Below are 18,198 nucleotides of genomic sequence, written 5' to 3'. Positions count from 1 at the left end.
GCCCCCGGACAACCGCCGCGTCATGAAAAAAAGCCCGCCGGCATGCACCGGCGGGCTTTCACATTCGACTGCCGACGCGGCGTTTAACGCGCCGGGTTCAGCGTCAGGTTCATGTGACGGTTCACGTCTTTGTACAGCAGGTAGCGGAAGCGGCCAGGGCCACCCGAATAGCATGCCTGCGGGCAGAACGCGCGCAGCCACATGAAATCGCCCGCTTCGACCTCGACCCAGTCCTGGTTCAGTCGATACACAGCCTTGCCTTCCAGCACGTACAGCCCGTGCTCCATCACGTGCGTTTCAGCGAACGGAATCACGCCGCCCGGCTCGAACGTCACGATGTTCACGTGCATGTCGTGGCGCATGTCGCTCATGTCGACGAAGCGCGTCGTCACCCATGCGCCGTTGGTACCCGGCATCGGGATCGGCTCGACGTCCTGCTCGTTGGTCACGAAGGCTTCCGGCAACGCAATGCCGTCGACGGCCTGGTAATGCTTGCGCACCCAGTGGAAGCGCACCGCGGCATCGCTGACGTTGTGCAGCGTCCAGTCCGCGCCCGGCGGAATGAACGCGTAGCCGCCCGGCTTCAGCGTGTGCTTCGTGCCTTGCAGCGTCAGTTCGGCTTCACCTTCGACGACGAACAGCACGGCTTCGGCGTTCTTGTCCTGCTCCGGCTTGTCGCTACCGCCGCCCGGGTTCACTTCGACGATGTACTGCGAGAAGGTTTCGGCGAAACCCGACAGCGGGCGGGCGATCACCCACAGGCGCGTGTTCGTCCAGAACGGCAGCCAGCTCGTGACGATGTCGCGCATCACACCCTTCGGGATCACCGCGTACGCCTCGGTGAACATCGCGCGATCCGTCAGCAGATCGGTCTGCGGCGGGTGGCCGCCATGCGGCGCGTAATACGTTGTCTTAGACATAGTGCATCCAGGCAATGGGTTGGTCCGGCCCCGGGCTGCAACGGCATCGGGCGGCACGCACGCGCGTGGGGCGCGCAGGCGGCGGCGGGACATCGTTGCCGGGGTGGCTTGAAGGCGCACGCGCCTTCGTTCGGTCGGCCAGGCTTCGCGACGGGTTCGTCCGGTTCATCGGACGCAGCGGCCCATGCTTGTGGGGCCGGCGGCCGGGCCGTGGCGCTCGCGTTCATGCGACGAGGCGCGGCCAGCGGCACGGTTCGACGCCGTACGCGAGCACTGCCGACGATAGCGAAGTCGTTCGCAATCGACCAATTAAATGTTGCGATGGAATCCATTCGATTTCCCACTACCGGCCGGCACCCGCGATACGCGGTGAGGTAGCGCCGCGCGGCGGCCCGGCTATCCGGGAAAACCTGACGGGCGGGGCAATGCGCACGTTCGCCGGGACGCTGGAAGCGCAGGCGAATAACCGCCGCCGTTCCGGTCGCGCACGCGGGTCGCGATACATCTGGTTACGCAGATTGGAATGCAACGACGCGTGCGGGGCTGCAAAGCCGCTCCGCGCCGATCATGCGCCGCCGTCAGGCCGGAACGGGCCAACGAGGTCGAACGTAACGCGAATGGGGTCGACGCTGCCCGGACGCATTCGGTCGCGAGAGGTGGTGTAGTCGGGAAACGGGGAAATGCAACGAGGAGGGAAACTTGCCGGCCCGTCGATCGGGTATTTGGCCGCGGCTGATGAAGCCGGAAAGGGTTCGCCGGTCTGGCCGGCGATGGCGGCCCGGCGGGCCGCCGGGCCGAATCTCGCGTCGGATGCCGACGCCTTCGACGCGACAGTGCGCCGTTCGCGCACCGTGCCGCGTCAGCGGCGATCAGTCCCAGTCGCGGTGGTGACGATGCTTGCGGTGACGGTAGTAGCCGCCGCCGTGATCACGCTCGTACGAGCTGCGCGACATGTTGCCGCCGAGCGCCGCGCCGGCGCCGCCGCCGACAGCCGCACCCAGCAGGCCGCCCGTGCGGCCGCCCATCGCGTTGCCTGCCGCGGTGCCTGCGCCGCCGCCGAGGGCGCCGCCGATGATCGCGCCGGTGCGTTCGCGACGGTTCGACGTCACCGCGCCACCCGCGCCGCCGCCGATGGCGCCGCCGATCACCGAGCCCGTGCTGCCGCCGAGGGCACCGCCGACCGCTGCGCCGGCTACCCCGCCGAGCGCGCCGCCAAGCGCGTTGTTCATGTCACCAGCCAGGGCCGGCAGCGCAGTCGCGCCGGTCAGCGCGGCGACGACGAGAGCGGGGGCGATTTTCTTCCACATTCCCGTATTCTTCCTTGTTCGCAATCTGGTTATCGAAGGTCCGCTCGGTACGACGATCTGAATCGATCGACGTCGGGTCAGGCATTGTGCCGAACCGCGGACCAATTCATTTCAATGAGCTTGCGGCGAAGAATAGCACCGGTCCCACGTCCTTGCCGTGGACATTCTGGTAACAAGTTGTTTACGAATAAGCGACCTGGAACGCCTGCGCCAGAATGCCCGCAAACCCGCGCCGGCATTGGCTCCACGGACTATTCGACCCGGCGGAAAGACTGGCCGCCCACGCGCGGCGTCGCACGTTTGCGACACACGTGGCAACACATCGGGCACGTATCGTGAGCGGACCCCGAAACGACGGCCGGGGAGCAATGAAGAGGGTCAGTACACGCCGGGCAGCAACCGCCAGGTCCGCGCGCAATACGCGTCGTACTCGGCGCCGAATTGCGCACGCAGCAGCGCCTCTTCGGAGCGGATGCGCGCAACGAGCGGCACCAACATCGACACGACCAGCAGCACGCCGACGCCCGAACGGAACGCGAGCGCCCAACCGACCGAATTGACGAGCAGGCCGAGATAGCTCGGATTGCGAATGCGGCGGTAGATGCCGTCGGTCACGAGCGTATGGCCCGACTGGATCGCGACGAGCCCGCTGAAGCGCTTGCCGAGTACGAATACGGGCCAGATGCGCAGCCCGCCGCCCGCGATGTACAGCGCGACGCCGGTCCAGCGCACCGCATCGCCGCCGAAGGTCCAGAAATCGAGCCGGTCGGTCAGTGCGGGCAGGTACGCCAGCAGGAGCCCGCTCACCCCGAACGCCGCGAGCACCCAGCGGTTGTCGCGGTTCTCGCGCTCGCCGCTGCTCAGGTTGGCTTCGGTGAACATCGCCGCGACGACCATCGCGAGTGTCGCGACGGCGACGACGGTCAGCGGCGGATGCGAGAAGAAGGCAGCGAACCCGCCGCTGCCGAGCACCGCAAGCCCGAGATAGACGAGCGTGGAGATGCCCGACAGGGCGGCGACCTTGCGGGTGACTGTCATGGTTGCCTCGCCGGAATGCGCTTTCCTGTGAAGTATAGGAACCGCGCACACGTCGCGTAGCGCGCCGCCGTCATGCGGTGTGCGAATCCGCACGCATCGTCCGGCGCAACGCGGCGCACCTGACCGGTGAGGCCAGGGCCCGCGCCCGGTGCCGGATCAGCGGATACGGAAGTTGCCGCCGATCCCGACGCTGACGGGCGGCGCGTAATACGCCGGCGCATAGCCGTAGTAGGCCGGCGCGGGCGCGTAGCCGTACGGCGGCGCGATGTAGCAGCCGGACAGGCCGCCGATCAGGGCAAGCGTAATGAGAAGTCTGGACATGGCTCGATTCCCGGCGCGAAAGACGAATGGCACCTCGCGAAAGCCGCGCCGCCGCGGGATGCGCCGGCCGGCACGAAGAGGCAATCCGCCCTTCCTGTCGCTCGATGAAGCAATGCGCCGAGTCTAGCGCCGGGTGGGCCGGGCCGAGTTTCGCCGGCGGTTACACGTGTTACCTCGCATGACCGCCGAAACAGGCGATGGCGCGGCAGCCGGCGTGCCGTACCGCGCCATGCTGCGCCGCGCCGTGCGTAATCGATGCGTTACACGAAGCGCGCGCGAATGCGCTGCGCGAGCGCTTCGAGCGTCGCCGCGTCGGCGATCTCGCGCGCATGCATCCGCAACTCGGCACCTTCCCAGCGCGGGATTACGTGAAAGTGCACGTGCGGAACCGTCTGGCCGGCTGCCGCGCCGTTGAACTGGCCGATGAACACGCCGTCCGGCTCGAGCGCCGCGCGCACCGCCGCCGCGACGCGCTGCGTCATGCGGATGCCGGCCGCGGCTGCGTCGCCGGACAATTCGAAGATCTGCGCGGCCGGCTCCTTCGGGATCACGAGCACGTGGCCGTCGGCCTGCGGCATCAGATCCATGATCGCGAGCGTCGTGTCGTCTTCAGCGACCTTCACGCACGGCAGTTCGCCGCGCAGGATTTTGGCGAACGGGTTGTTGTTGTCGTAGGACATGGCGTATTCCGATGAGGGTTGGACCGGGAGAGCGGGAGAGCAATGCCGGACGATTATCGGCCGACGGCGGGTCGGATTTCAACTTGTCAGGCCGGGCCGCTCTTGCGGCGAACAATGAACGCCGGTGCGCACGCAACGTGCTGTAACAGATTGGAATATCCGGCCGTCGCCATCCGTTCATTTCAAGCGCGGGTTCGCGCGACAACCGTACGACCGCGAACCCGCGCCGGACACCCGTCGGCTGCGCAGGCCGGCAGCCGGGATGACTGATCGCTATCATCAACCGGAGTCATGCCATGGACCCTCTCCCCTCCTGTCGTTCACCCGCCGCGACTATGTTCGCGGTTGATCCGCCCGTGCTCGCGCGCGTGCGGCGCACGCTTGCGCACACGCTATGCCGCGCGGCTTGCGGCGCCGGGCTGGTCGCGTTGTCGTCGGCTTTCGCGTGGGCCGGCGGCAGCGACATCATCTTGCCGACGGCGTCGGTCACCGCTTCGACCGTGCCCGCCAACGGCGATGTCAATCCCTACGGCATCGCGTTCGTGCCGCGCGGCGTGCCGACCTGGAGCACGCTGAAACCCGGCGACGTCGTCGTGTCCAACTTCAACGCGGCGTCTAACACGCAAGGCACCGGCACGACGATCGTGAAGCTGTCGCCCGGCAAGACGCCGGCGACGTTCTTCCAGGGCAGCAATCTCGGCCTGACGACCGCGCTCGCGGTGCTGCGCAGCGGCTTCGTGCTGGTGGGCAACGTCCCGGCGCCGGACGGCAAGACCGTCGTCCCCCCGGGCTCGCTGCTCGTCATCGGCCCGCAAGGCAATCTCGTCAAGCAACTGGTCAGCTCGACGCTGCTCGACGGGCCGTGGGACATGACCGTGATCGATCGCGGCCAGCGCGTGACCGCGTTCGTCTCGAACGTCCTGAACGGGACGGTCTCACGCATCGAACTGGCGATCGGCGACGATGGCGTCACGATGCTGCCGGGCTCGCGCGTCATCGCGTCAGGCTACGTGAATCGAACCGATCCCAACGCACTCGTCGTCGGCCCGACCGGCCTCGCGTACGACCCGAACATCGACGTGCTGTATGTCGCCTCCACCGGCGACAACGCGGTGTTCGCGATCCAGAACGCCGCGTCGACGAATCGCAACGGCGGCGTCGGGCGGATGATCTACTTCGACGCTGTGCACCTGCACGGCCCGCTCGCGCTGGCGCTCGCCCCGAACGGCCATCTCGTGACCGCGAACGGCGACGCGGTCAACGCCGACCCGCTGCAGCCGAGCGAGATCGTCGAATTCACGGTGGACGGGCGCTTCGTCGCACAGATTCAGGTCGACTCCGTGGCGGGGGCCGCATTCGGCATTGCGTTCGGGCAAGGCAGCAAAGGCCAGCCACAATTCGCGGCCGTCGACGACAACACGAATACCGCGACGGTCTGGACCCTGCGCTCCGACAACAACAACGCGCAGTGACGCGCCACTTGAACGGGCCGCGCGGGGCCCGTTCGACATCGGCGATCGACACACACGATTCGCACACGCCGGGCAATCTGCGCGCTGTCGACGCCGCCCGGCATCGCAAGCCCTCGCGATTGCCACCGCCGGCCTGAACCTGCGACACTGCCGGTTCATGTTCTGCCTGCAGACAACCGAGGACGCTCGCGCATGACGATCCCCCTCAAGAAGCTGATCCTGCGCGGCGTCGCGCTCGCGGTCATCGCCGCGATCGGCTACACGGGCCACATGCTGTCCCGGCTCGCGCCGATCGCGACCGGCTATGCGGCGAAGGCGCTGTGTTCCGGCGTGTACGTATCGGGCCGCCCTGCCGCGTCCGTGATCGACGTCGACATCATGGCCGGCGTGCATCCGCTGCTGAAACTGGTACGCCCGTCGATCGATCCCGACCATCGTCGCGCCGTGGCGACCTTCGCCGGCTTCGCCGGGCGCGAGGCCGACTTCAGGCCCGGGCTCGGCTGCACGCTCGCGATCGGGCCGTCGCCCGGCGCGTTGCCGGCCGCGCTGCCGCCCCTCCCCGATCCACCCGCGCAGCCCGCGCCGGCCACGCCGCCGGCCGGCATCGACGCGCAGAAGCTGCAGACCGCGCTCGACCGCGCGTTCGACGAGCCCGATCCGGCACGGCCGCGGCGCACGCGCGCGGTCGTCGTGATGTGGCGCGGCCAGGTGATCGCCGAACGTTATGCGCCCGGCTTCACGGCCGACACGCCGCTGCCCGGCTGGTCGATGACGAAGACCGTGACGGCCGCGCTGGTCGGCATGCTCGTCGCACAGCACAAGCTGTCGCCCGACGCGGCGGCGCTGCTGCCCGAATGGCGCGGCAGCGGCGATCCGCGTGCGGCCATCACGCTCGACGAGCTGCTGCGGATGACGAGCGGCCTGCAATTCAACGAGGACTACGACGACCCGCTGTCCGACGTCGCGTTGATGCTGTTCACGCAGCCCGATACCGCGCGGTTCGCATCGGCGAAGCCGCTCGCCGCGACACCCGGCACGCAGTGGTCCTACTCGAGCGGCACGAGCGCAATCATCGCGCGCGTGATGCGCGAAGCGCTGGGCGGGAGCGAGGACGACTACCTCGCGTTTCCGCGCCGCTCACTGTTCGCGCCGCTCGGGATGCGCAGCGCGGTGTTCGAGCCCGACGCGTCCGGCACACTCGTCAGCCCGTCGTACATGTATGCGAGCGCGCGCGACTGGGCGCGCTTCGGGCAGCTTCTGCTGCAGGACGGCGTGTGGGACGGGCAGCGGCTGCTACCGGAAGGCTGGGTACGCTACCTGACGCGCGCGACACCGCAGTCGGAGCGCCAGGAGTACGGCGCACAGCTGTGGGTCAAGGTGCCGGAGCCGTTCAACGATCGCGATCCGCATGCGAACGCGATACCGGCCGACGCGTTTCATGCAGTCGGCCATGAAGGCCAGTTCGTGAGCGTGGTGCCGAGCCGTCAACTGGTAGTCGTGCGGCTCGGGCTGTCGCGGCCGGAAGCCGCGTGGAATCACGAGGCGTTTCTCGCGCGCGTGCTCGACGCGGTGCCGGCGCCCGGCGCGTGACGGCGGGTACGTGGATCGATGAATCAGGCGTGAAGCGGCAGCGATTGCAACATTGCCGCTTCACGCACTACCTGCCTGGTCTTACGGATTCGCGCTGCCCGCGTATTGCTTGAAGCCTTCGCGCGTTGCGAGACGTTCGATATAGCGCGACACCGCCGGGAAATCCGGATGCTCGAACGGCGTGCCGAACCAGCGGTTCACCGACAGGCCGATCGGAATGTCCGCGAGCGTGAACGTGTTGCCGGCCACGTACGCGCCCGTCTTTTCGAGCTGGGCGTTCAGCACGCGCATGTGCTTCGTCCAGCCGGCGATCGACTGCGCGATGCCGGCCGGATCCTGGTGATCGGGCGATTTGCGCACGAGGCCGAGGAACGCACCGACCCACGAGCGGTTCAGGTCCGCACCCTGCCAGTCGATCCATTGGTCGACCCGCGCACGCGCCTGCGGCTCGGCCGGATACAGCGCATCGCCGCCGTAACGGTTCGCGAGGTAGCGAATGATCGTGTTCGATTCCCAGAGCACGAAATCGTCGTCCTTGATGACCGGCACGAGACCGTTCGGATTCAGCGCGAGATAGGCCGGATCATTGGTCGTGCGGAAGCCCGCGCCCCAGTCTTCCTGTTCGAACGGCAGGTTCAGCTCGGTGCACAGCCACAGCACCTTGCGGACGTTGATGGACGGGATCTTGCCGAGGATGTGCAGCATGCAGTCTCCTTGTGAGGTCGGATGCGGAGCATCCGGGGCGCACGACACGCCCCGAACGCATTCACGTCGAATTTATCAGGTTTGCTCCGAGAACCCTCGTCCTTTTCCCCTGGGGAACGTCCTTCGGGGCGCGGGGCGGGGAGTGAAGGGACTGTGGCCGAACTGCCGCTGAAAGTGCGCGCGTGGGTTTGCCCCGAATGCGGGACGCCCCACGACCGCGACATCAACGCAGCGCGTCACATTTTGGCCGCCGGACCGGTGGCGCCAGCCCATGGAGAAAGCGTCAGTCCCATGTCTCTTTGAGGCGATGTCGGGTCGCATCCAGTGAAGTGGGAATCGCCTTCTCCCAGGGGGAGCGCCGTCAAACACGACCACGCGGCAAACGACATGCCGTACGCGGAAAATCCGCGTGCGGCCGATTCGTCAGGTCACGCAGCGCGTGCTCGGCCGTCGGAAACCGGAACATGAAGCCGTCCTGATGCAGCCGCGCCGGCATCACGCGCTGCCCGTCCAGCAGCAGCTCGGCCATCTCGCCCATCGCGATGCGCAGCGGCGTGGCCGGTACGTGCAGCCAGGCCGGACGATGCAACACCTTCGACACGACCTGCACGAACTCGCGCTGGGTCAACGGCGCGGGTGCGACCGCGTTGTAGACGCCGTGCATGCCCGAATTCGCCATCGCGCGCGCGATGATCCGCAGCACGTCGTCGCGGTGGATCCAGCTCATCACCTGCGTGCCGTCGCCGAACCGGCCGCCCATCCCGAAGTAATGCGGCAGCAGCATCGAACGCAACGCGCCGCCGGGCCCGAACACGAGGCCCAGCCGCAGCACCACCGAGCGAACGCCGTGGCGCTCGAGCGCCTGTGCGGACTGCTCCCACCGCCGGCACAGCTCGGACATGAAGCCGGTGCCGGCGCTGCTGCGCTCGTCGAGCCGCTCGTCGGAGGGACGCACGCCGTAGTAGCCGATCGCCGATGCCTGGATCCACGTGCGCGGCTTGATCTCGGCGGTCTCGACCCAGCGCATCAGCGATTCCGTGACGCCGACGCGGCTGGCGAGCAGCAACGCCTGCCGGCGCTTGCTCCAGCGCGCGCCCAGCACCGGCGCCCCCGCGAGGTTGATGATCGTGTCGAAACGCTCGTGCGGCTGCAGTTGCTCGACGGACGTCACGCTGCGCACGCGGCCATGAAACTGGTAGGCCGCGCGCAGCGGATCGCGCGCCAGCAACGTGACCACATGCCCCGCATCGAGCAGCCCGTTCACGAGGGTTTCGCCGATGAAGCCGGTCCCGCCGGTGACGAGCACGTTCCCCGGCGGCTGCCCCGCGAACGGATTGGCGGCCGGCGCGCGTTGCGCGATCCGGCAGGCCGCGATCCCGTCGCGGATGCCCGATACCGTCACGCCGACGGCAAACACGCTCAGCAACCCGCCGCGCCAGCCGAGATCGAGCGCCTGCAGCGCGGTCGGCTCGTGCGCCCAGACGGCCAGTTGCATCGCGATCATCCCGAACAGCGCGCCGCCGTTGACGGCCAGCAGCGTGTGCAGCACGCGCTCGGTCGCCGGCAGCTTGCGGCTCTGGTCCTCGACGACGAAATCCCACAACGTCAGACCCACCTCGACGACCACCACCACCGCGATGGCCGCGACCCAGGCGCCGTGAAAGGCGACGTTCGCGATCGACGCGAACACGAGACCGTAAAGCACGGAGCGCACCGCGTGAATCGCCAGCTCGAGCCGCGCGCGCGGGCTGTGCGGCAGATCCTGCGTGAGTTCGTGGTGATAAAGCGTATCGAATGCGCCCATCGCGCCCTGCACGATCAGCAGGTTGAGCGCCCAGTCGTAAGCAGCCAAGGTGTTCATACGGTGTCCCTCCTCCACAGCCAGACGAGTGGCGGCACCATCGCGACGAGTGCCGCCGCGTCGATCGCCACGTGGCCCGATACACGGGCCTGCAATGAAAACAGCATGTCCTGCGGCGCCCAGACCAACAGGCCGGCCAGCAGCCATCCCCACACTTCCCGCCGGCGCAGCCGGTTGCCGAGGTGGACGAGCGCCAGCATCCAGACCGACGCGCATTGCACCGTTGCACCGATCAGCGACATCCACCAGATCTGCTGCGCACGCGCCGGTTCGGGCGCCGTGCCCGCCCAGAAATGCAACTCGATGACGCGGTGATACGCGTCGAGCCATGGCGTGCCGGCAACCCATGGAACGGCAATGCCGACGAGCAGGTGTGCGATCGCCGCGCCGTACATCCAGGCCACTACGATGCGTCGCGCGTCATCACGTGCGGGACGATCCGCCGTATGTTCGGCGGCACGGTCGCCGCCGCACGCCGCCCCGTCGCACGGTGCTTTGGCGTGATAGCCGAGCCAGCGCGAGACGGCATACCGGTTGCGCGCGAAGCGGCGATACAGCGGCGCCAGCGCACTGCGCACGACCGGCACGCGAAGCAGCCGGACGAGCCAGCGGCGCCCGGTCAGCGCATGGGCGGCCAGGATGCTCTCCACACCGGTCAGCATGCGTCCGTCGGGCAGGCGCACGTGCAGCTCGCGATTCAGCGCGGGCAGGTCGACGCCCAGCGGCGACGGATCGAAGCCCGGCCCGGCGATATCGACGAAAGCCAGCCGCTGCCGCGTGTCGCGGGCCCCGAGACGTCGTATCTGCGCGGCGCATAACGGACATCGTCCGTCGAAGTACAGCACCAGTTCACTTGAGTCCATGATTCGCACTCCTTCTTGTTGTGGCTGGCATCATGAATCGATCCATTGACTGCATTCCGTTGCTTCGAACCGCCGCTCCCGCACGGCGGCGACACGCTTACATCGGCTTGACCACCATCAGGAAATAGATGGTCAGCATCGCGAAGAACGCCGGATAGCCGAGCAGTTCCCAGCGCTTCGCATAGCGCCAGTAGCGTTCCGGCAATGCGGCGGCGCCGTTCGCGTGAGCGAGCTTCGCCATCGCGGCCAGTTCGACCTGCAGCCACACGACTGGCAGCCAGCACGCGCCGGCGATCGCATACAGCACGATCGACGCGAGCAGCCACGGCGTATGCCAGGGCCAGCCGGCCGTGTGCGCGAGCCACAGCCCCGAGGCCGGCTGGAAGATCACGGCCGGCGTCGTGAACCACCAGTCCGCGCGCACCACGAGGCGCGACACGGCCGCGATCGCGGGCACCGATTGCGTGCGGTTTGCGAAGAACAGGTAGAACGCGGTGCCGAACCCCGTGCCGACCAGCAGCACCGAGGACAGGATGTGAAGCGCCTTGATGACGAGATAGGTATTCATGCTTGTTCTTCTTCTGAAAAAAGGATCAACAGGATCGCGAGAATCGGCACGTTCTTGAGCACGGGCCCGAACGGTTCGGCGAGCAGCCCCGGCATCGTGACCGCGATGACGGCCGAGTACGCGACGATCAGCGCCGCTTGCGCAACCCACAGGCGACGCGACGGCGCGGCGACGGTTGCGATGCCGAACGCGAAGTCCAGCGCGCTGGCCGCGTAGAGCGCGATCAGCGCAGGCAGCCCCGTCAGATGCGCAGGCGCGAGCAGCGCGAGGCTCGCGGACAGCGGATGGATGAACGCGCTGGCGATGGCCGTCCAGATCCACACGATCGCGAGCGCGCCGCGCAGCAACGGACGACGCCACATCGCGAGCGCGTCGCGACGCAGCGCGGCGGCTTCCGTGCCGATGAAGCCGTCGATCCCGCGCGGCGGCCGGCCGAGCATGGCCGTGGCGGCGGCCGGATCGCCGGTATTCCCGCCACGCAGCATCGTCCACGTGTCGCGCGTGAACATCGCGCCCGGCAGCACGCCGAGCAACGCGGCCGCCGCGCCGGCCAGCGGGCCCGGCAGCGTCACGCGGGCCGCCGGCGCAAACCCCAGCGCGGCGCGGTAGCGGGCCAGCATCTCGCGGTATTCGACTTCGTCGTTGCCGACCACGTCGATCACCGGGCGGCCGGCCGCCGGCGCATCGCCCGGTTGCACGACGCACCGCGCGACGACTTCGGCGAGATCGTCGACGTGCACCGGGCGCAGCCGCTGATGACCGCCCGCCGGCAGCACCTGCACGGGCAGGCTCGCGAGCATCCGGAAAAACCGCGCGGACGCGCCGGCCGTGCCATAGACGAGCGCGGGACGCACGATCCGGAAGTCGATCGGCAGCGTCTGCAGGAAACGGTCGGCGGCGTACTTGCTGGCGAAGTAGCGCGTGTCGCCGCGCTCGACACCGAGCGCCGAGATCTGGATCACGCGCCGCACGCCTGCGCGGCAGCACGCGGTAAAGAGTGCGCACGGCGCGGCGCGATGCACGGCGTCGAGCGTCGCGCCGCGCCGATCGGCGAGGATGCCGACCGCATTGATCACCACGTCGACGCCCGCGAGCCGCGCGAGCCACGCGTCGGGATCGATGTCCGTGGCGAAGTCGATCGCGACGTCGCTCGGGCCAACCGCATGACGCACACCGCGCAGCACGCGATGGCCGCCGGCTTCGAGCTGCGCGCACAGTGCCCGCCCGATGAACCCGTTCGCGCCGCACACGAGGACAGTCATGCTGCGCGCCCCGGTGCGGCCTTGCGGGCAAGTCGACGGCAAGACGGTGTTCATTTTCATCCTCTATTTACAGTTATTTCTGTACAGACAGAAATAACAGCCCCGAAAAAAGCGGGCTGCCTGCCCGCATTGCGCGTCACGCTTACTTCGACGGCTTGCGCCTGACCGTCTGGCTGATCTTCGCGCCGATGCCGAGCGCCTTCATCAGCGTATCGGGCTTGAGCCGCAGCATCTCGTCCGACCAGGTCGTGAGCGTCTCGACGAACTGCAGCGTGTCGCGGATGCGCTGTTCGGTCTCGCGGCTCTCGTTGGCGATCTCCGGGTTCGTGAGGCAATCGCGCAGCACCGTGAGCGTCGGCTCGATCTCGCGTTGCCGCCGCCCTTCGACGATCAGCTTGAACAGTTCCCAGATGTCGGTCGACGTCTCGAAATGGTCGCGGCGGTCGCCCAGCACGTGCACGACCTTCGCCAGCCGCCACGCCTGCAGCTCCTTCAGGCTCGTGCTGACGTTGGAGCGCGCGACGTTGAGCGTCTCGGCGATCTCGTCGGCTGCGATCGGCCTTCCGGCCAGGTAGAGCAGCGCGTGGATCTGCGAGACAGTGCGGTTGACGCCCCACCGCGAGCCCATTTCGCCCCAGTGGAGAATGAATCGTTCGGCAATCGGTGTGAGTTCCATGCCGTGAAATTTAGGCATTTCAGTTATTTCTGTCAAGAGAGAAATAACCGGACGATCCGCCGGGTTCCGGCCGCGCCCGCCCGCGATCCGCCGCTTCCATTACAATGCGCGGGATTTTTCCGATTTCAGGCCGTTGCCGCCTTTCTCACTAGAGGTTTCCATGATCATCAAACCGCGCGTGCGTGGCTTCATCTGCGTGACGACTCATCCGGTCGGCTGCGAAGCCAACGTCAAGGAACAGATCGACTACGTGACTTCGCACGGCACGATCGCCAACGGCCCGAAAAAGGTGCTCGTGATCGGCGCGTCGACCGGCTACGGCCTCGCCGCCCGGATCTCGGCCGCCTTCGGCTCGGACGCGGACACGCTCGGCGTGTTCTTCGAGCGCGCCGGCAGCGAAACGAAGCCGGGCACGGCCGGCTGGTACAACAGCGCCGCGTTCGAGAAATTCGCCGCCGAAAAGGGGCGCTATGCGCGCAGCATCAACGGCGACGCATTCTCCGACAAGGTCAAGCAGGTCACGATCGACACCATCAAGCAGGATCTCGGCAAGGTCGATCTCGTCGTCTACAGCCTCGCGGCACCGCGCCGCACGCATCCGAAGACGGGCGAAACCATCAGCTCAACGCTCAAGCCGATCGGCAAGACGGTCACGTTCCGCGGCCTCGACACCGACAAGGAAGTGATCCGCGAGGTCACGCTGGAACCGGCGACGCAGGAAGAGATCGACGGCACCGTCGCCGTGATGGGCGGCGAGGACTGGCAGATGTGGATCGACGCGCTCGATGAAGCCGGCGTGCTGGCCGACGGCGCGAAAACGACCGCGTTCACGTATCTCGGCGAGCAGATCACGCACGACATCTACTGGAACGGCTCGATCGGCGAAGCGAAGAAGGATCTCGACAAGAAAGTGCTGTCGATCCGCGACAAGCTGGCCGCGCACGGCGGCGATGCGCGCGTGTCGGTGCTGAAGGCCGTCGTCACGCAGGCGAGCTCGGCGATCCCGATGATGCCGCTGTACCTGTCGCTGCTGTTCAAGACGATGAAGGAAACCGGCACGCACGAAGGCTGCATCGAGCAGGTGTACGGCCTGTTCAAGGACAGCCTGTACGGCGCGACGCCGCACATCGACGAAGAAGGCCGCCTGCGCGCGGACTACAAGGAGCTTGACCCGCAGGTGCAGGCGAAGGTCGTCGCGCAGTGGAACCACGTGACGAACGACAACCTGTACGAGCTGACCGACTTCGCCGGCTACAAGACCGAATTCCTGCGCCTGTTCGGCTTCGAGATCGCCGGCGTCGACTACGACGCGGACGTGAACCCGGACGTGAAGATCCCGGGCATCATCGACACCACGGTCTGACGCCCCGGCCCGCCGCCCACGCCGCGCGCGCAGCGCGGGTGGCGGGTTCGAGGTTCCGGCGGCGTCAACGCGGCGCCGGTTCTTCCAGATAGACGCCCGACGACAGCGCGGCCTTCACCTGCCGCGTGAACTCGTCGGTCGACACCTCTTCCTCCCCCGCTTCGATCGCTTCGTACGCCTGGCGCACGACGTCGGCCGGCGTCGCCTTCGGCACGTCGAGGCCGGCCGTCAGGTCGGTATCGATGAAGCCGGCATGCAGCCCGACGACCTGCGTGCGCTGCTCGCGCAGTGAATGGCGCAGCCCGTTGGTCAGCGCCCATGCGGCCGATTTCGACACACCGTAGCCCGACAGGATCGGCCGGTTCACCCAGCTCGCGACGGACAGGATGTTCAGGATCGCGCCGCCGCCATGGCCGGCGAGGATGCCCGCAAATGCGCGCGACATCGCCAGCATCCCGAACACGTTGGTTTCGAAGTGATCGCGCAATGCGTCGGCCGCACCGTCATCCGTCAGGCTGCCGAGCCGCGCGATGCCCGCGTTGTTGATCAGCAGCGTGACGTCGCGCGCCGCGTCGGCGGCCGCCGCGACGGCCGCCGGATCGGTCACGTCGAGCTTCACCGGCACGACGCCCGGCAGCGTCACGGTGGCCGGATCGCGCGCCGCCGCATAGACCTTGCGCGCCCCTCTCGCGAGCGCCTGCTTCGCGAACTCGAGCCCGAGCCCGCGATTCGCGCCCGTGACGAACACCACTGCACCTTCGATCTTCATGATCCGTTCCTTTCGCATGATGAATCGCATGCGCGCCGGCTCGCAGCGCGCGTGAGATCCGGTGGAAAACCAGGCTGCCATTACGTACCGAACCGGTGCACCGCCGGCAGGCGGCAAATCTCCTGCTGCCCGTGGCCCGGCGGCGCCAAAGACGCCGATCGATTGCCGTCCGATGTTCCGGCCGTGGCTTTGCACCCTCCGCCAAGTCGGCTACACTCGATGTCAATGTCGATCGCCATTGTCTTTGCAGTGCATTGTGTTCACGCAACCCGCCCATGTCAATGGTGATCGACATTGTGTTTTCCAATCGACGCGATCGGCAAGACGCGATCTACAAAAATCAGGGAGGGATCGATGGGCGTTTCAAGACAGCAGGCTGCCGAGAACCGGAGCGCGATCGTCGCGGCCGCCGAGCGGCTGTTCCGCGCGCGCGGCGTCGACGCGGTAGGACTCACGGAGCTGATGAAGGAAGCCGGCTTCACGCAGGGCGGCTTCTACAACCACTTCAAGTCGAAAGACGCGCTGGTTGCCGAGGTGATGGAAAAGGCCATGCAGGACCGCGCGGATTCGCCGAACGCCGGCAGTCTCGACGCGCAGGTGGCGTTGTATCTGTCTGCCGCGCATCGAGACAACGTCGAGGCCGGGTGCCCGCTGTCCGGTTTCGCGGGCGATGCGCCGCGACTGACCGATGCGGCGCGTGCGTGCTATGCGCACGGCCTCGCCACCTATCTCGATCGGCTGGAACGGATGGTGGCCGTGGAAGGCGGGACGCCGGCGCAGACGCGTCGCGATGCGATCGCGGTCTTCAGCCAGATGGTCGGCGCGCTCGTGCTGTCGCGCGCGATCGCCGGTACCGATCCCGCGCTGGCGGACGAGATCCTTGCGGCAGGGCGGGACACGCTCACCGTAGAGCGCGATGATTCGGGCGCGCCGGCTTAGGCGCTTGGGCGCTTGGGCGCTTGGGCGCTTGGGCGCGTAATGGCGTGTCGGCTTGAGGGACTGCGTTTCAGCGCCATGCCCGCGCTATTCGACCGCCCGCGCGGCCTCCCACAGCGGCTGCCCGCGCAGCGCCGCATGCCACGCATCGAAACGCGTGCGCCACGCTTCGAACGGCTCCGCCAGCGGATGACGCGGATCGTCACTGAGCGAATACGCCATCCCCTCGATCAGCCAGCGCGGCTTGGTCGCGACCGCCAGGTTGCCGAGCACTTCCGCCTGGCGGTGATGGATCAACTCGTGCGCGAGAAAGTAGGTCTGCCAGCCGCGCGGTGCGACGACCACGCCGAAATTCCCGAGCGTCAGCGCCGCGCGTTGGCCGAGGCCGAATGCATCGGCGCACGCGCGGGTCGAACAGAACACAACGCGCGGCGTTCCCTGAAATGCACCCACGGCTGCCGCCGCGCGCGCATAGCCGCCGCGATAGAGCTGCCGCGCATCGCCGAGCTTCGCGACATCGTCCGTGCAGATATCGGCGCTCGGGCACGATACGCCGGGGACCAGCGCGGGCGCGACGACGCGCAGCGGCTTGACGAGCGCATACGCGGCAATCGGCAGCGCGACGAGCAGGCCCGTGAGGGCGAAAGCGACATGGGAGCGTTTCATCGAGGCGGGGGTTCCGGGGCGTTCTGCAGAAATCTTCCTTCATGAATATATCGGACTGGCGACGTCTCCGGCCCTGCCGGATTCCCGGACGGCGCCCGGCCGCCAGCCTGCGCTCGCCGCGAACGGGGGCGCCCCCGCGCTTGCCATTGCGATCGGCCAATTTGTTGCAATAAAGACTTTTTGCGACCTAATTCCGCCCAAATAATATATTGGACGCATTACCGGGCGCACCGCATCCTTGCCCTCTGCCGGCTCGCAACGGCCGCACGACAAGGACAGGACATGAACGGAAACGAACGGCTCGCCGGTATCGGCTACGGATTGCTCGCGGCGCTCATCTGGGGCGGCTTTCCGGTCGTCACGCGCATCGGCGTCACGCACTCGGCCCTCGACGCCTACGACGTCGCGTTCATCCGCTTCATCGTATCCGGCACGCTGCTGCTGCCCGTCCTGCTGCGCCGCGGCCTCGGCACGCTGCGCCCGGCGTCGGTCGCGCTGATGGTGACGGGTGCGGGCGCGCCCTACATCCTGACCGTCGCGGCAGCGTTGAGCCGCGCGCCGGTCGGCTACTTCGCGCTGACGCCCGGCAGCATGATCGCGTTCACGGCGATCCTCGGCCGGCAGGTCGCGCATGAGCGGCTGAGCGCCGCGCAGGTCGCCGGCATCGTCACGATCCTGGCCGGCATCGCACTGGCCGCGTCCGATGCGCTGCGCGGCGCGATCGGGCTACCGGCCCTCGTGCTGTTCATCCTCGGCGGCCTGCTGTGGGCCGTCTACAACGTGACGACGAAACGCGCCGCCGCCGGTGCGCTGCACGCGACGGCCGTCGTGTCGGTCGGCTCCGCGGTGCTCTACTGCCCGCTCTATCTGGCCATGCGCGGCGGCGCCGTGCTGCATGCTCCGGTCGCAGCCATCGCCACGCAGGCGATCTACCAGGGCGTGCTGATGTCGGTGCTGGCGCTCTACTGCTTCAGCCGGGCCGTCGTCGCGCTCGGCCCGGCGATCGGCGCGACTTTCGCCGCGCTGATGCCGCTCCTCGCCACGCTCGAGGCCATGCTGCTGCTCGGCGAACGGCCACACGCGCCGGCACTGGCCGGCATCGCCATCGTCACGGCCGGCATGGCCCTGAGCCTCGCCAGCCGGTGGCGATCGGCAGATGCGCGAGCCATCCGGCGGCCGAACCCTGCTGCAAACGGCTGAA

19 protein-coding genes are annotated in these 18,198 nt (G+C 67.8%); 6 read left to right on the top strand and 13 right to left on the bottom strand.

Annotated features, from left to right (window positions below; translation table 11 throughout):
* Positions 1-83 precede the first annotated feature (83 nt).
* From ACPTTF_RS18225 to ACPTTF_RS18205, 5 genes are all read right to left on the bottom strand, one after another.
* A complete protein-coding gene (locus ACPTTF_RS18225; protein WP_126226180.1) occupies positions 84-920 on the bottom strand; it encodes a bifunctional allantoicase/(S)-ureidoglycine aminohydrolase in 837 nt (278 codons plus the stop codon).
* Between the two features lie 869 nt (positions 921-1,789).
* Positions 1,790-2,227 carry a hypothetical protein gene (locus ACPTTF_RS18220; RefSeq protein WP_423367635.1) on the bottom strand — a complete coding sequence of 146 codons (438 nt, stop codon included), beginning with the start codon at positions 2,225-2,227 and terminating at the stop codon, positions 1,790-1,792.
* Positions 2,228-2,605: 378 nt separating this feature from the next.
* Positions 2,606-3,265 (bottom strand): methyltransferase family protein, encoded by a 660-nt coding sequence (locus ACPTTF_RS18215; RefSeq protein ID WP_166956286.1) that lies wholly within the window; start codon positions 3,263-3,265, stop codon positions 2,606-2,608.
* A 156-nt stretch (positions 3,266-3,421) separates the two neighbouring features.
* On the bottom strand, positions 3,422-3,586 hold the full coding sequence (locus ACPTTF_RS18210) for a hypothetical protein (protein ID WP_166956283.1): 165 nt from the start codon (positions 3,584-3,586) through the stop codon (positions 3,422-3,424).
* A gap of 260 nt (positions 3,587-3,846) precedes the next feature.
* A complete protein-coding gene (locus ACPTTF_RS18205; RefSeq protein ID WP_089484860.1) occupies positions 3,847-4,266 on the bottom strand; it encodes an HIT family protein in 420 nt (139 codons plus the stop codon).
* Between the two features lie 296 nt (positions 4,267-4,562).
* Here ACPTTF_RS18205 and ACPTTF_RS18200 point away from each other — a divergent pair, with 296 nt between their 5' ends.
* Entirely contained in the window at positions 4,563-5,738 is a 1,176-nt protein-coding gene (locus tag ACPTTF_RS18200) for a hypothetical protein (protein ID WP_423367634.1), read from the top strand.
* Between the two features lie 192 nt (positions 5,739-5,930).
* Positions 5,931-7,328 carry a serine hydrolase domain-containing protein gene (locus ACPTTF_RS18195; protein ID WP_423367633.1) on the top strand — a complete coding sequence of 466 codons (1,398 nt, stop codon included), beginning with the start codon at positions 5,931-5,933 and terminating at the stop codon, positions 7,326-7,328.
* Between the two features lie 81 nt (positions 7,329-7,409).
* Here the strand turns inward: ACPTTF_RS18195 and ACPTTF_RS18190 are convergent, their stop codons facing one another.
* Positions 7,410-8,033: a glutathione S-transferase family protein gene (locus ACPTTF_RS18190; protein WP_423367632.1), complete on the bottom strand. Its 624-nt coding sequence runs from the start codon at positions 8,031-8,033 to the stop codon at positions 7,410-7,412.
* 21 nt (positions 8,034-8,054) lie between these two features.
* Between ACPTTF_RS18190 and ACPTTF_RS18185 the strand changes: the two genes are divergently transcribed.
* Positions 8,055-8,336, top strand: coding sequence for a zinc ribbon domain-containing protein (locus ACPTTF_RS18185; RefSeq protein ID WP_423367631.1), 282 nt, complete (start codon positions 8,055-8,057; stop codon positions 8,334-8,336).
* Between the two features lie 58 nt (positions 8,337-8,394).
* Here ACPTTF_RS18185 and ACPTTF_RS18180 read toward each other — a convergent pair whose 3' ends face one another.
* From ACPTTF_RS18180 to ACPTTF_RS18160, 5 genes are all read right to left on the bottom strand, one after another.
* A complete protein-coding gene (locus ACPTTF_RS18180; protein ID WP_423367630.1) occupies positions 8,395-9,894 on the bottom strand; it encodes a TIGR01777 family oxidoreductase in 1,500 nt (499 codons plus the stop codon).
* Positions 9,891-10,757 carry a thiol-disulfide oxidoreductase DCC family protein gene (locus tag ACPTTF_RS18175; RefSeq protein ID WP_423367629.1) on the bottom strand — a complete coding sequence of 289 codons (867 nt, stop codon included), beginning with the start codon at positions 10,755-10,757 and terminating at the stop codon, positions 9,891-9,893. The genes ACPTTF_RS18180 and ACPTTF_RS18175 overlap by 4 nt, the downstream gene beginning before the upstream one ends.
* 97 nt (positions 10,758-10,854) lie before the next feature.
* A complete protein-coding gene (locus ACPTTF_RS18170) occupies positions 10,855-11,325 on the bottom strand; it encodes a DUF2269 family protein (protein WP_166956268.1) in 471 nt (156 codons plus the stop codon).
* Positions 11,322-12,641: an SDR family oxidoreductase gene (locus ACPTTF_RS18165; protein WP_423367628.1), complete on the bottom strand. Its 1,320-nt coding sequence runs from the start codon at positions 12,639-12,641 to the stop codon at positions 11,322-11,324. Before ACPTTF_RS18165 ends, ACPTTF_RS18170 begins: the two co-directional genes overlap by 4 nt.
* 88 nt (positions 12,642-12,729) lie before the next feature.
* Positions 12,730-13,263 (bottom strand): GbsR/MarR family transcriptional regulator, encoded by a 534-nt coding sequence (locus tag ACPTTF_RS18160; RefSeq protein WP_011353812.1) that lies wholly within the window; start codon positions 13,261-13,263, stop codon positions 12,730-12,732.
* A 160-nt stretch (positions 13,264-13,423) separates the two neighbouring features.
* Between ACPTTF_RS18160 and fabV the strand changes: the two genes are divergently transcribed.
* Positions 13,424-14,626 (top strand): enoyl-ACP reductase FabV, encoded by a 1,203-nt coding sequence (gene fabV, locus ACPTTF_RS18155; RefSeq protein ID WP_423367627.1) that lies wholly within the window; start codon positions 13,424-13,426, stop codon positions 14,624-14,626.
* Positions 14,627-14,690: 64 nt separating this feature from the next.
* Here the strand turns inward: fabV and ACPTTF_RS18150 are convergent, their stop codons facing one another.
* Positions 14,691-15,395: an SDR family oxidoreductase gene (locus tag ACPTTF_RS18150; protein ID WP_423367626.1), complete on the bottom strand. Its 705-nt coding sequence runs from the start codon at positions 15,393-15,395 to the stop codon at positions 14,691-14,693.
* Positions 15,396-15,749: 354 nt separating this feature from the next.
* On the opposite strand from ACPTTF_RS18150, the gene ACPTTF_RS18145 reads away from it, so the two are divergent.
* Positions 15,750-16,334, top strand: coding sequence for a TetR/AcrR family transcriptional regulator (locus ACPTTF_RS18145; RefSeq protein WP_423367625.1), 585 nt, complete (start codon positions 15,750-15,752; stop codon positions 16,332-16,334).
* Between the two features lie 84 nt (positions 16,335-16,418).
* Here the strand turns inward: ACPTTF_RS18145 and ACPTTF_RS18140 are convergent, their stop codons facing one another.
* The gene (locus ACPTTF_RS18140; protein ID WP_423367624.1) at positions 16,419-16,997 is read right to left on the bottom strand and encodes a hypothetical protein; all 579 of its coding nucleotides are present in this window, start codon (positions 16,995-16,997) and stop codon (positions 16,419-16,421) included.
* Between the two features lie 282 nt (positions 16,998-17,279).
* Here ACPTTF_RS18140 and ACPTTF_RS18135 point away from each other — a divergent pair, with 282 nt between their 5' ends.
* The gene (locus ACPTTF_RS18135) at positions 17,280-18,197 is read left to right on the top strand and encodes a DMT family transporter (protein ID WP_423367623.1); all 918 of its coding nucleotides are present in this window, start codon (positions 17,280-17,282) and stop codon (positions 18,195-18,197) included.
* Position 18,198 lies beyond the last annotated feature (1 nt).

This window comes from Burkholderia crassaminum (genome assembly GCF_964265005.1).
GTDB lineage: Bacteria > Pseudomonadota > Gammaproteobacteria > Burkholderiales > Burkholderiaceae > Burkholderia.
This window is presented reverse-complemented; position numbering and strand designations above follow the sequence as displayed.

Excerpts from the sequence above, each read along its gene's own strand:
- ACPTTF_RS18160 (WP_011353812.1), bottom strand. The coding sequence starts at position 13,263 with ATGGAACTCACACCGATTGCCGAACGATTCATTCTCCACTGGGGCGAA.
- ACPTTF_RS18210 (WP_166956283.1), bottom strand. The coding sequence starts at position 3,586 with ATGTCCAGACTTCTCATTACGCTTGCCCTGATCGGCGGCCTGTCCGGC.
- ACPTTF_RS18190 (WP_423367632.1), bottom strand. The coding sequence starts at position 8,033 with ATGCTGCACATCCTCGGCAAGATCCCGTCCATCAACGTCCGCAAGGTG.
- ACPTTF_RS18180 (WP_423367630.1), bottom strand. The coding sequence starts at position 9,894 with ATGAACACCTTGGCTGCTTACGACTGGGCGCTCAACCTGCTGATCGTG.
- ACPTTF_RS18165 (WP_423367628.1), bottom strand. The coding sequence starts at position 12,641 with ATGAACACCGTCTTGCCGTCGACTTGCCCGCAAGGCCGCACCGGGGCG.
- ACPTTF_RS18140 (WP_423367624.1), bottom strand. The coding sequence starts at position 16,997 with ATGAAACGCTCCCATGTCGCTTTCGCCCTCACGGGCCTGCTCGTCGCG.
- ACPTTF_RS18215 (WP_166956286.1), bottom strand. The coding sequence starts at position 3,265 with ATGACAGTCACCCGCAAGGTCGCCGCCCTGTCGGGCATCTCCACGCTC.
- ACPTTF_RS18225 (WP_126226180.1), bottom strand. The coding sequence starts at position 920 with ATGTCTAAGACAACGTATTACGCGCCGCATGGCGGCCACCCGCCGCAG.
- ACPTTF_RS18195 (WP_423367633.1), top strand. The coding sequence starts at position 5,931 with ATGACGATCCCCCTCAAGAAGCTGATCCTGCGCGGCGTCGCGCTCGCG.
- ACPTTF_RS18185 (WP_423367631.1), top strand. The coding sequence starts at position 8,055 with ATGCGGAGCATCCGGGGCGCACGACACGCCCCGAACGCATTCACGTCG.
- ACPTTF_RS18200 (WP_423367634.1), top strand. The coding sequence starts at position 4,563 with ATGGACCCTCTCCCCTCCTGTCGTTCACCCGCCGCGACTATGTTCGCG.
- ACPTTF_RS18150 (WP_423367626.1), bottom strand. The coding sequence starts at position 15,395 with ATGAAGATCGAAGGTGCAGTGGTGTTCGTCACGGGCGCGAATCGCGGG.
- ACPTTF_RS18220 (WP_423367635.1), bottom strand. The coding sequence starts at position 2,227 with ATGTGGAAGAAAATCGCCCCCGCTCTCGTCGTCGCCGCGCTGACCGGC.
- fabV (WP_423367627.1), top strand. The coding sequence starts at position 13,424 with ATGATCATCAAACCGCGCGTGCGTGGCTTCATCTGCGTGACGACTCAT.
- ACPTTF_RS18135 (WP_423367623.1), top strand. The coding sequence starts at position 17,280 with ATGAACGGAAACGAACGGCTCGCCGGTATCGGCTACGGATTGCTCGCG.
- ACPTTF_RS18205 (WP_089484860.1), bottom strand. The coding sequence starts at position 4,266 with ATGTCCTACGACAACAACAACCCGTTCGCCAAAATCCTGCGCGGCGAA.
- ACPTTF_RS18175 (WP_423367629.1), bottom strand. The coding sequence starts at position 10,757 with ATGGACTCAAGTGAACTGGTGCTGTACTTCGACGGACGATGTCCGTTA.
- ACPTTF_RS18170 (WP_166956268.1), bottom strand. The coding sequence starts at position 11,325 with ATGAATACCTATCTCGTCATCAAGGCGCTTCACATCCTGTCCTCGGTG.
- ACPTTF_RS18145 (WP_423367625.1), top strand. The coding sequence starts at position 15,750 with ATGGGCGTTTCAAGACAGCAGGCTGCCGAGAACCGGAGCGCGATCGTC.